14 protein-coding genes are annotated in these 14,702 nt (G+C 31.8%); 7 read left to right on the top strand and 7 right to left on the bottom strand.

Going from position 1 to position 14,702, the window contains the following annotated elements:
• Nucleotides 1–708: a class I SAM-dependent methyltransferase gene (locus tag BWR22_RS11575; protein ID WP_076733823.1), complete on the bottom strand. Its 708-nt coding sequence runs from the start codon at nt 706–708 to the stop codon at nt 1–3.
• A gap of 100 nt (nt 709–808) precedes the next feature.
• Here BWR22_RS11575 and BWR22_RS11570 point away from each other — a divergent pair, with 100 nt between their 5' ends.
• From BWR22_RS11570 to BWR22_RS11560, 3 genes are all read left to right on the top strand, one after another.
• Nucleotides 809–1,303: a YkgJ family cysteine cluster protein gene (locus tag BWR22_RS11570; RefSeq protein WP_076733822.1), complete on the top strand. Its 495-nt coding sequence runs from the start codon at nt 809–811 to the stop codon at nt 1,301–1,303.
• Nucleotides 1,304–1,397: 94 nt separating this feature from the next.
• Nucleotides 1,398–2,222 carry a sterol desaturase family protein gene (locus BWR22_RS11565; RefSeq protein WP_076733821.1) on the top strand — a complete coding sequence of 275 codons (825 nt, stop codon included), beginning with the start codon at nt 1,398–1,400 and terminating at the stop codon, nt 2,220–2,222.
• Between the two features lie 273 nt (nt 2,223–2,495).
• On the top strand, nt 2,496–3,332 hold the full coding sequence (locus BWR22_RS11560) for a hypothetical protein (protein ID WP_156875599.1): 837 nt from the start codon (nt 2,496–2,498) through the stop codon (nt 3,330–3,332).
• Here the strand turns inward: BWR22_RS11560 and BWR22_RS11555 are convergent.
• Complete coding sequence (locus BWR22_RS11555) at nt 3,329–4,612, bottom strand: exo-beta-N-acetylmuramidase NamZ family protein (RefSeq protein ID WP_241828205.1); 1,284 nt, start codon at nt 4,610–4,612, stop codon at nt 3,329–3,331. The two genes, BWR22_RS11560 and BWR22_RS11555, sit on opposite strands and share 4 nt — an antisense overlap.
• Nucleotides 4,613–4,619: 7 nt before the next feature.
• On the opposite strand from BWR22_RS11555, the gene BWR22_RS11550 reads away from it, so the two are divergent.
• Nucleotides 4,620–5,858 carry an ABC transporter permease gene (locus tag BWR22_RS11550; RefSeq protein WP_076733819.1) on the top strand — a complete coding sequence of 413 codons (1,239 nt, stop codon included), beginning with the start codon at nt 4,620–4,622 and terminating at the stop codon, nt 5,856–5,858.
• A gap of 174 nt (nt 5,859–6,032) precedes the next feature.
• The gene (locus tag BWR22_RS11545; RefSeq protein ID WP_076733818.1) at nt 6,033–7,013 is read left to right on the top strand and encodes a PLP-dependent cysteine synthase family protein; all 981 of its coding nucleotides are present in this window, start codon (nt 6,033–6,035) and stop codon (nt 7,011–7,013) included.
• A gap of 490 nt (nt 7,014–7,503) precedes the next feature.
• On the opposite strand, the gene BWR22_RS11540 is transcribed toward BWR22_RS11545, so the two are convergent.
• The 5 genes from BWR22_RS11540 to BWR22_RS14490 are packed head-to-tail and all read right to left on the bottom strand — an operon-like array spanning nt 7,504 to nt 12,848.
• Nucleotides 7,504–9,456 (bottom strand): heavy metal translocating P-type ATPase, encoded by a 1,953-nt coding sequence (locus BWR22_RS11540; protein ID WP_076733817.1) that lies wholly within the window; start codon nt 9,454–9,456, stop codon nt 7,504–7,506.
• A gap of 8 nt (nt 9,457–9,464) precedes the next feature.
• The gene (locus tag BWR22_RS11535) at nt 9,465–9,821 is read right to left on the bottom strand and encodes a SpoIIAA family protein (RefSeq protein ID WP_076733816.1); all 357 of its coding nucleotides are present in this window, start codon (nt 9,819–9,821) and stop codon (nt 9,465–9,467) included.
• Between the two features lie 60 nt (nt 9,822–9,881).
• Nucleotides 9,882–10,298, bottom strand: coding sequence for a Fur family transcriptional regulator (locus BWR22_RS11530; protein WP_076733815.1), 417 nt, complete (start codon nt 10,296–10,298; stop codon nt 9,882–9,884).
• A 2-nt stretch (nt 10,299–10,300) separates the two neighbouring features.
• Nucleotides 10,301–12,487: a TonB-dependent receptor gene (locus tag BWR22_RS11525; protein ID WP_076733814.1), complete on the bottom strand. Its 2,187-nt coding sequence runs from the start codon at nt 12,485–12,487 to the stop codon at nt 10,301–10,303.
• Nucleotides 12,488–12,530: 43 nt separating this feature from the next.
• Entirely contained in the window at nt 12,531–12,848 is a 318-nt protein-coding gene (locus BWR22_RS14490; RefSeq protein WP_076734423.1) for a DUF6660 family protein, read from the bottom strand.
• A gap of 321 nt (nt 12,849–13,169) precedes the next feature.
• On the opposite strand from BWR22_RS14490, the gene BWR22_RS11515 reads away from it, so the two are divergent.
• Together BWR22_RS11515 and BWR22_RS11510 are read left to right on the top strand one after the other, a co-directional pair.
• Nucleotides 13,170–14,444: a DUF2851 family protein gene (locus tag BWR22_RS11515; RefSeq protein WP_076733813.1), complete on the top strand. Its 1,275-nt coding sequence runs from the start codon at nt 13,170–13,172 to the stop codon at nt 14,442–14,444.
• Nucleotides 14,445–14,473: 29 nt separating this feature from the next.
• Nucleotides 14,474–14,701, top strand: coding sequence for a PspC domain-containing protein (locus BWR22_RS11510; protein ID WP_076733812.1), 228 nt, complete (start codon nt 14,474–14,476; stop codon nt 14,699–14,701).
• Nucleotide 14,702 lies beyond the last annotated feature (1 nt).

Raw genomic sequence — 14,702 nt, 5'->3', positions numbered from 1 at the left:
TTATTCTGCTACATATAGCTTTGCCAAATAATCAAAATGATCGCCTTCGGCAATTAGTTCACATTTTAAGCCAACCGTAGCACAAGCAATATTTAAAGTGCTAAAATCAAGATATAGCCATTTCATTGGCTCTTCTTTGTCGCCTTTATAACTTAAAAAGTAATCTAATTCTCCGTAATATCCAGAATTAAGATCTTGCCAAAAACCACCATCTTCATCTTCATACATATATTTTATATCGCTAGAATCTATTAAAATTTGACCTTTTTCATTTAATAAACTCTTTAAATGATTTAAATATATTGGTAAATTTAAAATTGTTTGAAATATTCCAGTACCATTCATTAATAACAAAATGGTATCAAAATTTTGTTTCTCTTCTAAAAGTGGCAATAGTTTAGTGTTTAAAACACCTCTTTTTTTACAAACCTCAATAGCGCCTTTAGATATATCTATAGCTTTAACTTTAAAACCTTTTTCTTGTAGCCATAAACTGTGACTACCGGCACCGCAACCAACATCTAAAACCTCTCCTTTAGCTAGTTTTAATGCTTTTTTTTCAAGTTTTGGCATTTCGGTATAGCTTCTAAATAAGTAATCTAGAGGTAAAATATCTTCGTCTGATATGTTCGTGGAAGTAATAATATCTTCGGTACTATTTTTATTGTAAAAATCTAATATAGCTTTACCAAATATGTCCTTTTTCATTTAATTGTATTGTTAGACTTTTGTTGTATTAATCTATTTACATAAATATAACTTTAGTCATAGTTTCTTTGTAAAAACGAAAACATTATTTTTGTTTTCTATGAAAGAACTTTTAAATAATCTTCCAAAGCTTGCCAAAGATAAGCATAAGGAGAATAAAACTTTTTTTACGAAGCTAAAAAAAAAGCCACCTAAACAATTAGATTATATCATGCAGGAATTGCATGATGAAGAATTTAAAAAAACCGATTGTTTAACCTGTGCTAATTGTTGTAAAACTACTGGTCCATTGTTTACAGATAAAGATGTTGAGAGAATTTCAAAACATTTTAAAATGAAAGCACAAAAGTTTATAGAACAATTTTTAAGAGTAGACGAAGATAACGACTATGTTTTACAAAGTGTGCCATGCATTTTTTTAGGTGCAGATAATTACTGTTCTATTTACAGTGTAAGACCAAAAGCTTGTAGCGAATTTCCGCATACCAATAGAAAGAAGTTTCAACAAATATCTAATTTAACAATTAAAAATGTTGCTATTTGTCCTGCCGCTTTTAATATTGTTGAGAAAATGAAAGAAAAAATAAAAGTTTAATGCTACTATTTTTAGCTCGATTATAAGCTTACAGCTAAGTTTTTCTTTTTAAAAATTGAAATAAATTATTTGTTTATCTTTAAAATAAAATTTTTTGGAAACTATAATATCTTATTTCGAAACGATACCATCTCTTCATAGAAGTATTATTCTTGTTGGTGGAATTACATTATTCTGGGTTTTAGAAGGCATTTTGCCATTATTTAATTTTAGTTATAAAAAATGGAAACATGCTTGGCCAAATCTGTTTTTTACATTTACAACAATTATAGTAAATTTTGCTCTGGCATTTTTATTATTAAAAACAGCAGATTGGGTAACTAATAACAATTTTGGAATTATTAATTGGTTACCAGAAATGCCGTTGTGGTTATATGTAATATTAGGATTATTATTACTGGATTTTATTGGCGCTTATTTAGCACATTTTACAGAGCATAAAATAAGTGTATTGTGGATGGTACATTTAGTACACCATAGCGATCACGAAGTAGATACAACCACTGCAAACAGGCATCATCCTTTAGAAAGTATAATACGTTTTATATTTACGCTAGCAGGAGTTTTTGTTATAGGAGCTCCAATAGGTATTGTTATGTTATATCAATCTATGTCTTTAATTTTCACACAATTTACCCATGCAAATATTAAAATGCCTAAGCAATTAGATAAAGTGTTAAGTTATGTTGTAGTTTCTCCAGATATGCATAAAATACATCATCATTTTAAATTACCTTATACCGATTCTAACTACGGCAATATATTTTCTATCTGGGATCGTATTTTTGGAACCTACATGTATTTAGACAGAGAGAAAATAGTATATGGAGTAGATACTTTTCCTAATGCCGAAGAAAATGCAAGTTTAAAGCATCTTTTAAAACAACCTTTCCATAAATATAGAAAACCTACTCATTAGGTTGTATTTTTTTTAATGTTTTGCTAATTAAAACATATATTCTTTAGTTTTTTAACAAAACTTATGTTTTATGCTAATGGATTATACCAAAAAATTTATTAAGTGATTGATTATCAGATAAAATTGCATTTTGCCGACTATATTGGGCTTTTCGGCTAAATTACCCTAAATTATATATGAAACACAGATGTATAAGTAGTATTTGCTTTACTTTTGTGTACCTGAAACTAATTGATTTTTAGCAAAATTTAATAATTAGTAAAAATTTCAGTCATGAAAACCCAAAAAATCCTAAATTTACTTGTATTCGCTTTATTGTTAGGCATGTCTTCCTACGGACAGCAAGCACCATTAACAAATATTCAAAAAAATATTAATGAACGTGCTTCCGGTTTAGAACAAACTTTAAACTTTACATTAGATACATTATCACTTAAAAGTGATAAAAATATATTACGTGTTTCTTTTTTAAGTCATGATGAAAAAGATACAGTATTTATAGATGTTGATGCACCAGAAGTTAAAATTCCACTATACCACTTTAAAAAAGGACGTTATACTATTGTTGTTTATAGAGAAGATGTTTTAATTACAGTAGGAGCAAATAGATTAGTAGATATACCTAAGCCCAAAAATGCTATAGAAGACTTAGAGGAGAGTATTTTAAGATCGAGTTTAAGTGAAGAAGAGCAAATAGCTAGGAATATGAAACCACTTAAAAAGGAGCCTAAAGTTGTCGAGCAAGTGGATACTCGTGTAGCAGAAGCTAAACCAGAAGAAACTAAAAAAGTAGAAAAGGCTAAGGCGCAAGTAAGCACTCGTAAACAAAGAGAGCCAAAAGTTGTTTCTAATGTAAATAAGAAAAATATATTTGAAATTGCAGCAGAAAGAGAAGAAGCCAAAAAAGCTGCAAGACTTAAAAATGAAAACAGTAGAGACGTTGCAGAGGTTGAAAAACCAACACCACCAACAAGGCAAACTACCGAAATAGAAATTAAAAAAGTAACCTACAACCTTTCAGACGTGCAAGGAAAAAATGTAGAGAAACAAACTCGTGCAGATTATAGAAAAAATAATTTACGTCCTAATGGAACCAGATACGAGAATTAATTATAAAGTAAATATTTACTTCTAATTTTTTTAAATTTATCTAAGCCATCTTTCCAGGTGGCTTTTATATTTTCTATACTTTCTCCAGCTTCAATTTGGTTTTGTAATTGTTTTGTTCCTGCAAGTTTTGTAAAGAATCCGTTAGTTAAAAAGAATTTACTTTTATCGCTTGTAGCATTATAAGCATTTATTAAATAACTTAAATCTAAGCTATTTAATTTAGGAGAGTTAGTTAAGTTAACACCATAACATACTTTGTTTTCATGTTTTGGGTACTTAGATCCAAAGTTAGGTTGAGGTGTAAAGCTAAAGTCCGTTTTAGGTAAAAAAGGAGCGCCATAAATTTGGAACTGTAATTCTGTGCCACGACCAACGCTTATGTTTGTGCCTTCAAAAAAGCAAAGACTTGGGTATAAGTTTATGGCAATATCATTAGGTAAATTAGGAGACGGTTTAATAGGTAAACTATATGTAAATTTATGGTTGTAGTTTTTCATTGTTATAACAGTAAGCTCACATTTTATATTGTTATTTAGCCAATTTTCACCATTAATCATTTGCGCATATTCACCAATCGTCATACCATGTATTACAGGAATAGGATGCATACCAATAAAGCTTTTATGTTCTTCTTCTAGAATAGGACCATCAATATAATGTCCATTTGGGTTTGGTCTGTCTAAAATTATTACAGGAATATTAGCTTCGGCACAAGCCTCCATAACATAATGTAATGACGAAATGTAAGTGTAAAAACGAGCTCCTACATCTTGAATATCAAAAACCACAACATCTAAACCTTTTAACTGTTCTGGCGAAGGCTTTTTATTACTACCATAAAGAGATACTATAGGTAAACCGGTTTTAGTGTCAAAACCATCTTTAACCACTTCACCGGCATCAGCTTGACCTCTAAAACCATGTTCTGGAGCAAACACCTTTTTTATATTAACATTAAGAGAAAGTAAAGAGTCTACAAGGTGAGTGTTCTTTTTATTTTTAAAAGTAGAAGCAGTATGTTCTTTAAACACAACACTTGTTTGGTTTGCTACAATGCCTACATTTTTATTTTTTAATAAATTTAAATAAGCTTCAGTTTGGTTTGCACCAACAATAATAGGTTTAAAGCTTTCTAGATTATCTTTTTTGCTTAGAGTGTTTTCATTTTTTACATCTAGCTTTTCGCTAATTGTTTCAAATTTATTAGTCTTTCCGCAAGAAATTCCTAAAAAAAGAAATAATAAAACAGTATTTTTACACCACATTAATTGTACACTCATAACTTTTTTGAATTTAGAATATTTTATAGCTAAACGCATTATAGACAGTAAAGCGTATAAAAGTAGTATATCGGCACCAATAATAAAAATTGGTATCGTGGCAATTGCATTGGGAATTATAGTAATGATGATTGCTATAGCCACCGGAATTGGTCTTCAGCAAAAAATAAGAGACAAAGTAGTAGCTTTTAATGGGCATGCAACAATTGCTAAATACGATACAAATAACTCTCAGGAAAGCGAAAATCCTATATCAATAAACCAAGATTTTTATCCAAATTTCAATAGTGTAGAAGGAGTAAAACATATACAAGGAGTTGCAACAAGACACGCTGTTTTTAGACTAGAAGATACTTTTGAGAGTGTTGTAATAAAAGGAGTTGGTGCAGACTACGATTGGCAATATTTAAAAGAATATTTAGTAGAAGGTGAGTTACCAGATTTTTCTAATAAAAGAAACGAAAATCTTTTAATATCTCAATACTTTGCAAACAGGCTAAACTTAAAAATAGGAGATACCGTAAATGCTTATTTTTTAAGAAAAGACCTTAACAAAGCACCTAGAATCCTTCCTTATAAAATTGTAGGTATTTATAATTCTGGTTTTAAAGAATTCGATCAGCAATTTGCCATTGGAGACATAAAACACATTCAACGTTTAAATAAATGGGAGCCAGACCAAATAGGAAATTTTGAAGTTTTTATAGATAATTTCAATGCTTTAGACGAAAAAACAAAAGCTATTTTTCAAGAAACACCATCTACTTTAAACGTGGTATCTGTAAAGCAAAAATTTAGTTTAGTATTCGAATGGATTGGAATATTCGATAAGAATATAGCAGGCATCATTGGTATCATGATTCTTGTAGCAGGTATTAACATGATAACTGCATTACTTGTACTAATTATGGAACGAACACAAATGATTGGTATCCTTAAAGCCATGGGAAGCAGTAGCAATAGTATTAGAAAAATATTTGTTTACAATGCAACCTATCTTATAATTATAGGCCTTTTTTGGGGTAACCTAATAGGATTAAGTTTACTATATGCGCAAAAATATTTTGGTATATTAAAGTTTCCAAACCCAGAACAGTATTACATGACAATTATTCCAGTATACATAAGCTTAGATTACATATTGTTATTAAATCTAGGCACATTTGTACTCTGCTTAGCAATGCTGTTAATACCATCTTACATTATAACCAAAATATCTCCAGTAAAAGCTATTCGTTTCGAATAAAATAATTTGGGCGTTACCTAAAGGTCGCGTTTTCCGCAGTCGCTCTCTGCGAGGAGCTCCAACAATGCTCCAACCGCTAACGCGTTCCACTATATAAAATCTCTTTTATTTAATAAAGTATAGTTCTCTTAAGTTTAGGCTTTTTATTACTTTTGCACCAATAAAAAAAATTACATGCAATACGCAAAAAACATTCTAGAAACTATAGGTAATACACCATTAGTAAAAATAAATAAGTTAACAGCAGACCTACCTTGCTTAGTGCTTTCAAAATACGAAACCTTTAACCCAGGAAACTCTGTTAAAGACCGTATGGCATTGCAAATGATTGAAGATGCAGAAGCAGACGGCCGTTTAAAACCAGGCGGAACCATTATAGAAGGAACTTCTGGAAACACAGGAATGGGCTTAGCATTAGCAGCCATTGTAAAAGGTTACAAATGCATCTTTGTAATTAGCGATAAACAATCTAAAGAAAAAATGGATATACTTCGTGCTGTAGGCGCAGAAGTTGTAGTTTGCCCGACAGATGTTGAGCCAGAAGATCCAAGATCATACTATTCAGTATCAAAAAGATTAGGTGAAGAAACACCAAATTCATGGTACGTAAACCAGTACGATAATCCAAGTAATACCAAAGCACATTACCAAAGCACAGGACCAGAAATCTGGAAACAAACCGAAGGTAAAATTACACACTTTGTTGTTGGAGTAGGAACAGGCGGAACCATATCTGGAGTTGGTAAATATTTAAAGGAGCAAAATCCAGACATTAAAATTTGGGGAATAGATACTTATGGTTCTGTATTTAAAAAATACCATGAAACAGGAATTTTCGACGAAAAAGAAATTTATCCATACGTTACAGAAGGTATTGGAGAAGATATTTTACCAGAAAATGTAAATTTCGATGTCATTGATGGTTTTACAAAAGTAACCGATAAAGATGCGGCAGTTTACACGCAGCTTTTAGCAAAAGAAGAAGGTATGTTTTTAGGCAACTCTGCAGGAGCAGCCATAAAAGGTTTACTACAGTTAAAAGAGCACTTTACTAAAGACGATGTAGTTGTAGTATTATTTCACGATCATGGTTCTCGTTATGTAGGTAAAATGTTTAACGACGACTGGATGCGTAAAATGGGATATATAGAGTAACAAATTCCTGCGAATGCAGGAATCTCAAAATAGAAAAGCAAAAAGCACAGTTTATAAACTGTGCTTTTTTTATGAATTTTATAAAAGGTTCGTTTAACGGTCTTGTATATGGCTCGTAGCGTGTAAAATAGCGATTGCCTTTCGGTTAAGCACAAGCCAGTTTTTTAAATTTTTATATTTACTTTTTCTCAAATATAATTAAATTTAAAAAACTGGCGACTTCATAAATAAACCTTACCTTTGTCTTGGTAACTAATTAGCTATGAGCTATATAAGTTGTTGTGCATAGTGCTTTCCACGTTCAGATTGTCATTCCAAATTGGTTTTCCGATGTTTGTTATTTAATTCAAAAGTGAGCGTTGGCAAGACATACTCTTTTACAGTTTTGGTGGTGCGTTGGCTTTAGCGACTGTAAATGTGTATGGCCTTGAGCGTTGGCATTTTTAGTATCGATTTTTCAAGTTAGCACCAAACTTTTACACAATGTTGCTCAATTCCACTTCATTTTCTGCAATCTCACAGCATTTAAAATTGCCAAAAGTGCCACGCCAACATCAGCAAAAACAGCTTCCCACATTGTTGCTAATCCACCTGCTCCCAAAATCAGTACAATTACTTTCACTCCAAAAGCCAAACCGATATTCTGCCACACAATTTTTCGAGTAGAACGAGCTATTTTAATTGCTCTTACCACTTTAGATGGTTGGTCAGTTTGAATAATCACGTCTGCGGTTTCAATAGCGACGTCGCTACCTAAACCACCCATTGCAATTCCGACATCACTTGCTGCTAAAACTGGTGCGTCGTTTATTCCGTCGCCAATAAATGCAACTTTATTTTCTTTGTTCTGTTTTAAAATTTCGACTTCGTTCAATTTATCTTCTGGTAATAATCCACCTTTGGCTATTTCAATATTTAATTCTTTTGCGACTTTTTGTGTGATGGAATCTTTGTCGCCAGAAAGCATCATAATTTTATCAATCCCAACTTTATGCAAATTGGTGATTGTTTCTTTGGCATCTTCTTTCAATTCATCCGCAATAACTACATAACCAGCAAATTTTCCATCGATAGCAACTAAAACAATCGATTCTACAATCGAATCTGTTTCTTTGGCAACTTCTATCTTATTGGCTGTCATTAAAGCTTTGTTCCCTACTAAAACGGTTTTTTTGTTTACAGTTCCTTTCAAACCTTTTCCAGCGATTTCTGAAACTTCAGTTGCATTAAAATCTTGGTCATCTGCTTTGTATTCCAAAATGGCTTTAGCGATTGGATGTGTAGATTGCTCTTCCATCGCCATTAGGTATTTCATAAATTCGGTTTCTTCCAAACCGATTGCTTTTACTTCTTTTATTTTGAAAACACCTTTTGTAACTGTTCCTGTTTTGTCCATTACCAACGTGTTAATTTTGGTCATTGCATCGAGGAAAGATGCACCTTTAAACAAAATTCCGTTTTTTGAAGCTGCTCCCAATCCGCCAAAATAGCCTAATGGAATTGAGATTACCAACGCGCAAGGACAAGAAATTACCAAGAAAATCAATGCACGATATAACCAATCTCTAAAGATATAATCATCTACAAAAAAGTAAGGTAAAAACGTAACACCAATCGCTAAAAACACAACGATTGGTGTATAAACTCTTGCGAATTTTCTTATGAATAATTCCGTTTTTGATTTACGAGCTGTGGCATTTTGTACCATATCGAGAATACGAGCAATGGAACTGTCCTTAAATTCTTTGGTGGTTTCAATTTCAATAACGCCATCGAGATTAATACTTCCCGCAAAAACTTTTTCGTCTTTGGCAATAGTGTCTGGTTTGCTTTCGCCTGTCAAAGCAGCTGTATTAAATGAGCCTTTTTCAGAAAGTAAAATGCTGTCTAAAGGTACTTTTTCGCCAACACGAACCTGAACCTTTTCGCCAATTTCAACAGTTTCAGGATTAACCGAAACATAATCATTATTTCGATATACTAATGCTTTGTTTGGTCTAACATCGAGAAGTGCTTTTATGTTTGATTTGGCTCTATTGACTGCTGCATTTTGAAACAACTCGCCAACTGCATAAAACAACATTACAGCAACGCCTTCGGGATATTCGCCAATAATAAATGCACCAATAGTTGCGATTGACATTAAAAAAAATTCGGTAAAAACATCGCCTTTCGTTATACTTTTCCAACCTTCTTTTAAAACTGGAAACCCAACAGGTAAATAAGCAATTCCGTACCAAATAATGCGAATCCAATTCTTAAAAAATGCAACATCAAAATAATCTAATCCAATACCAACGATGAGCATAATTAAACTCACTATCGCTGGAATATAGGTTTTAAAATTACTGGAATTGTTACCGTGATTATGACCGTCGTCGTGACTGTGTTCCTTTTCTGAATGGGCTTTTAGGTCTTTTAAATCAATTTGTTGTTTTTTCATTTAAAATACTATTGGTTAATCCAAAGTTTTGCGTTTTTCTTATTTTCTAAATCGAAAAATTTCACATCGGAACTTGTGAAAAAATCGGTTGCTTTTGCTACCCATTCTTGCCATTTGTTTTCGCCAACGAATGCCATTTTTCCGTAATCTGAAAGATGTGAAGCATCGGTTTTTATATCTTCCCAAAACCCTTTAATGGTGTAACCATCAAAATTTTCCATTTCAAAATAAAATTCTACCTTATCGTAATTTTCCAAAATGTTATGAATGCGTGAATGAATATTTTCCACATCGGCTTTTGAGATTTTTCCACTTAATTTCGCTGAAATCAAATTGCTTTTTTCTGAATTTAATATTTGTATCATCGTTTTTTATAAATAATTTAGTATAAATATACTGTGAATTTAAGTGCAACAGAAGTGCATTTATTGTCCGCTACATTTGTCGCAAATACCTTTTACGACCAAATTTATATCTTCGGAAATATAACCGTTTGGCACTTTAATCTGCGGAATTTTATGCTCGGTTAAACAAATAGTTTCGTTACAATTGTTGCAATGAAAGTGCAAGTGTAAATCGGTTTCAATCTCGCAATTGCAACCTTTTTCGCACAATGCATATTTTGTAATTCCTGTGCCATCGTCTATTTGATGTACAATGTCTTTTTCTTCAAATGTTTTTACAGTTCTGTACAATGTCGTTCTATCGGCTTTGTCAAAAGCATTTTCAATATCACTCAACGCTACTGCCACTTCTTTCCCTGCAAGAAACTTATAAATTAGCAAGCGCATTGCTGTTACACGTATATCTTTTGACTCTAAAAATTGTTCTATCGTTTGCATAACTAATCGTGGTCTTCGTTTCCAAATGGTTTGATTATTACGCCAACACTAAAAATAAATCCATCTGTTGGTGCGTAGATTTCAGGAAACTCTGGGTTTTCGTGTGGTGGCAAAACCAAAGGTGTAAACCTGCTTTGTCGTCTGTCTGTAAAATTCTCAAAATTCACGAAAACGCTACCAAATTTAAAGTTTCGCATTGCCAATAATCCCATTGTTACAAAATCTGTCGTTTCCGTTCCGTTGGATAGAAATTGTTTTCCTGTGTAAAACGTTTCGTAACCTATTCGCCATTTGTCAGATTCGTACATCAAAATACTTCCAGCATTGTGTTTAGCAGTTAATGGTTTTTGTGGATTTCCCGCCAGATAGTTCAACTTGGTATCGATAAAAGCATAATTTAAAAACCACCTGAAATCTTTGTAAGTGAATTTTATGTTTGTTTCTGCACCTTTGCTCAAAATTTCGTCAGTTGCATTTTCATACTTAAAAAAGCCATTATCCGTATTATTTAGCAATAAACCATTATTAATTGCAGTAAGGTAAAATAATTGATTTACTGAAAAACCAATGGTTTCAAACAATCGAGTTTGGTAATTGAAATCAAGATTTACACCGTAAGAACGTTCTGCTTTTAGTGCATTTTTATCTATTGCGAGTACATTTTCAAAATTGACAAATTCTGCTTCTTCGGTAAAAATATCTGGTATTTTGTAACCCAATCCACCACCAATTCTGCTCGAAAATCCAGTAGTATTTTTATATAATAATGAAACTCTCGGAAGTGGAAAAAAACCAAAATCAGTATTATAATCTGCTCTCAAACCAGTTTCTAAAATCCAACTGTCTGAAATATCGTAGATGTTATTTGCAAAAGCTCCGTAGGTTACATCGGTTTGGTCACGTTGTAAAGTCGCATCATCATTTTCATCAAAGTTTGATGTATATAAATTTACTCCGAAAATCCAATCTGCTTTTTCAGTTTCTTTTTGATATGAAATTTCCGTGAATGAATTTATTTGTTTGCCATCAAAAGTGAAGTCTGGAATGGCTAAATTTCTGTCGAAAAATGAAACACTATTTTTAATATTGAAAGAACTCACGGAATCTAATTGTGTTTTGTAAACCGCTTGACTGCTCAATCTTTTTGATGTGTTTTCTTCGGTATATTGATGAATTCCGTTTTCGCCATTTTCTATTTTTGTAATGTCGCCACCAATTCTTTCGTCATACGTTCCGTTTAAACCGAACCAAAATGTTGTTTTGTCCGAAGGATAATAAAATATTTTTGGGTTGAATGAAATAGATTTGGTCTTGGGCAAATTGCTGAAACCATCATCTTCTGGGTCATATGCTTTTTGGTAATGACCTGAACCGTACAACGAAACGCCAAATTTCTCGTTTCGTTTACTGTAAAATACGTTTGCGGTGCTTCCCAAAGCTTGTGTTTGTGTGAGCATAATATCTAAATCTGGTTCAAAATCAGGCGTTTTTGAAACCATATTTATTAAACCTGCAATTGCACCACCACCATAAAGCGTTGAGGAACTTCCTTTAATAATTTCAAATTGTTGCAAGTCTAAAGGCGGAATTTGCAGAATGCTCAAACCGCTTGAAAAACCACCATAAAGAGGAAAACCATCTCTCAAAAGTTGTGTGTAGCGACCATCAAGACCTTGAATTCTGATATTTGTGTTTCCGCTACTTAACGAAGTTTGTTGCATTTGTATTCCTGTACTTTCTCGAAGTACCATTGAAATATTTGTTGGGTTCATTATAGCTTTTTCGCTTAATTCTTCCGCTCCAATGTATTCAATCCTCGTTGGGATTTTCTTTACGGTTCTTGTGCTTCGCGAAGATTGAATCACAACTTCGTCTAATTCGTTTCCGCCACTTTTTAATTTGAAAATTAAATCTGAATTATTGGGGATTTGTATAGTAGTTTTTAATGTTTCAAAACCTATATAGGAAATGATAATTTGATGTTGTCCGTCTGGAATATTAGTAAAAGTTGCGATACCATCAAAATCAGTTACCGCTCCTTTTTCCAATTGTTCAAAATAAACGGTTGCTCCCAATAGTGGTTCGCTTTCGGATTCCGTGATTACTTTAATTTGGATATCTGATGTCTGTGCTTTTGCAAAAAAGCACATAATTATTGTGAGCAAAATGCTCAATATGTATTTATTCATTGAAAATGTAAAATTGATTAACTAAAAATTTTGGACTTATTTTTTAGCTATTCAATTGTGGCGGTTGCCAGATATTGGAATGAAAATCAAATCCGTAGATGGATTGATATGCTGATACGATTTCTGTAGAAATTTGATTTTTTAATGCTAAATTATAGGTGTGAATCGGCTCGTAAGTGATTGCTATTCCGCAGCAATTACAAATACAGGTAATCGGACACGTATCATCGCTATCATTTTGATGATTGTGATTTGCGCTTATTTCGTCTTTATGCAGGTCTTCGGAATTATTTCCGTCAGAACAAGGTTTTATTGACAAAACAAGAATTATCAGCGATAATATGATTGTTACAAATTTCATTGCCACAAAGATAAAAATTTATTGATGCAATGGTGTTGCAAAGTTTTCATTCCGATTGTCAAGCACGGATTTGCGCGTTGGCAAAAAACAGCTCTTTTATTTTTTTAAGCGTTGGCTTTTTGCGGCTGGAAAAAATAAATGTGCTGTTTGTGCGCTGGCTTTTCTGCCTAAATGTTGATGGTTTGTACGATTTCACGCATTATGCACAATATTTCGTTGATATAAAATCGTTTCAATGTTTTATATCATACGTTAAACGAAGTTAGCAGAAAAAAATAACAAAGTCAACATTGTAATGCGCGAAAATGCGTACATTTAAAAATGCAAGAAGACTTCTTACATTATCTCTGGAAACATAAAAAAATAATTTCCACAAACTTAAAAACAACTAAGGGAGAGTTAATTACCATAGTTGCAGTAGGCAAACATAACCATAATACAGGTCCAGATTTTTTTAATGCTCAAATTTTAATAGATAATCAATTATGGGCAGGAAACCTGGAAATACACATAAAATCTAGCGATTGGTATTTGCACAATCATGAAATAGATAGTAATTACGACAATGTAATATTGCATGTGGTGTGGGAGCATGATACCGAGATTTTTAGAAAAAACAATACCGAAATTCCTACACTAGAATTAAAAAATTACGTTACAAAAACAGCATTAAATAACTATCAAAAATTATTTAGTAATACGCAAAAATGGATAAATTGCGAATACGATTTTGCATCTATTCCAGAATTTACATTTAATAATTGGTTAGAACGTTTATATTTTGAGCGTTTAGAACGCAAAGCAGTTAATATAGAATCTATATTAAAACTTAGTACTAATAATTGGGAAGCTGTTTTATTTAAATTGTTAGCTAAAAATTTTGGATTAAAAGTTAATGGAGATTCCTTTTTTAGTATTGCTAATAGTTTTGATTTTTCAATAGTTAGAAAGCAACAATCTAATTTATTAAGTTTAGAAGCTCTGTTTTTTGGTCAAGCTGGATTGTTACAAACAGATTGCCAAGAGCCATACTATTTAGAATTAGAAAAAGAATATAAGTTTTTAAAACAAAAATTTAATTTAAGTGCTCAAAATGTAACTGCGTTGCAATTTTTTAGATTAAGACCGCCAAACTTTCCAACAATTAGATTGTCTCAATTAGCTAACATCTATTTTATACATCAAAATGTATTTTCAAAATTGTTAGAAATTAAAACTTTAGAAGACTTCTATACTTTTTTTCAAATAGAAACATCTGTGTTTTGGGAAACACATTATACATTTGGTAAGGCATCTAAAGCCTCAAAAAAGAAGTTAACAAAGGCATTTATAGATTTGTTATTAATAAATACTATAATACCAGTTAAATTTAGTTACGCTAAACAATTAGGTAAAAATATAGACGAAGAAATTATAAAATTACTTCAGCAAATTAATTCAGAAAAAAACAGTGTAATAAATAAGTTTAATAGTTTAAAAAATGTTTCAAAATCTGCGTTACAATCTCAGGCATTAATTCAATTAAAAACCGAATACTGCGATAAAAATAGATGCTTAAAATGCGCAATAGGAAATTCACTTTTAAATAAAATTTAAATCAAATAAAAGATTTATTACCTTGCAGTATGCAAATAGCAAGAAATACATTATTGTTTTTTCAAAAACACGGTTATCATGTTTGCCAAAGAATTGCAGATAGATTAGGTATTCGTGCAAAAATTGTACGCACTTCTTTTATGTATTTAACTTTTGTAACATTAGGTTTTGGTTTTGCACTGTATTTATTTATGGCTTTTTGGATGCGCATAAAAGATATTGTTTATACCAAAAGAACTTCAGTTTTCGATTTATAAT

It is taken from the genome of Lacinutrix venerupis, assembly GCF_001971745.1.
Classification (GTDB): Bacteria; Bacteroidota; Bacteroidia; order Flavobacteriales; family Flavobacteriaceae; genus Lacinutrix; species Lacinutrix venerupis.
The sequence above is the reverse complement of the archived record's forward strand: the minus strand, read 5'-3'. Positions and strand labels throughout refer to the sequence as shown.

Bases quoted from the DNA above. Each gene is read 5' to 3' on its own strand.
- BWR22_RS14490 (WP_076734423.1), bottom strand. From the start codon at position 12,848: ATGAAATTTGTAACAATCATATTATCGCTGATAATTCTTGTTTTGTCA.
- BWR22_RS11525 (WP_076733814.1), bottom strand. From the start codon at position 12,487: ATGAATAAATACATATTGAGCATTTTGCTCACAATAATTATGTGCTTT.
- BWR22_RS11540 (WP_076733817.1), bottom strand. From the start codon at position 9,456: ATGAAAAAACAACAAATTGATTTAAAAGACCTAAAAGCCCATTCAGAA.
- BWR22_RS11530 (WP_076733815.1), bottom strand. From the start codon at position 10,298: ATGCAAACGATAGAACAATTTTTAGAGTCAAAAGATATACGTGTAACA.
- BWR22_RS11515 (WP_076733813.1), top strand. From the start codon at position 13,170: ATGCAAGAAGACTTCTTACATTATCTCTGGAAACATAAAAAAATAATT.
- BWR22_RS11545 (WP_076733818.1), top strand. From the start codon at position 6,033: ATGCAATACGCAAAAAACATTCTAGAAACTATAGGTAATACACCATTA.
- BWR22_RS11570 (WP_076733822.1), top strand. From the start codon at position 809: ATGAAAGAACTTTTAAATAATCTTCCAAAGCTTGCCAAAGATAAGCAT.
- BWR22_RS11510 (WP_076733812.1), top strand. From the start codon at position 14,474: ATGCAAATAGCAAGAAATACATTATTGTTTTTTCAAAAACACGGTTAT.
- BWR22_RS11560 (WP_156875599.1), top strand. From the start codon at position 2,496: ATGAAAACCCAAAAAATCCTAAATTTACTTGTATTCGCTTTATTGTTA.
- BWR22_RS11535 (WP_076733816.1), bottom strand. From the start codon at position 9,821: ATGATACAAATATTAAATTCAGAAAAAAGCAATTTGATTTCAGCGAAA.
- BWR22_RS11575 (WP_076733823.1), bottom strand. From the start codon at position 708: ATGAAAAAGGACATATTTGGTAAAGCTATATTAGATTTTTACAATAAA.
- BWR22_RS11555 (WP_241828205.1), bottom strand. From the start codon at position 4,612: ATGAGTGTACAATTAATGTGGTGTAAAAATACTGTTTTATTATTTCTT.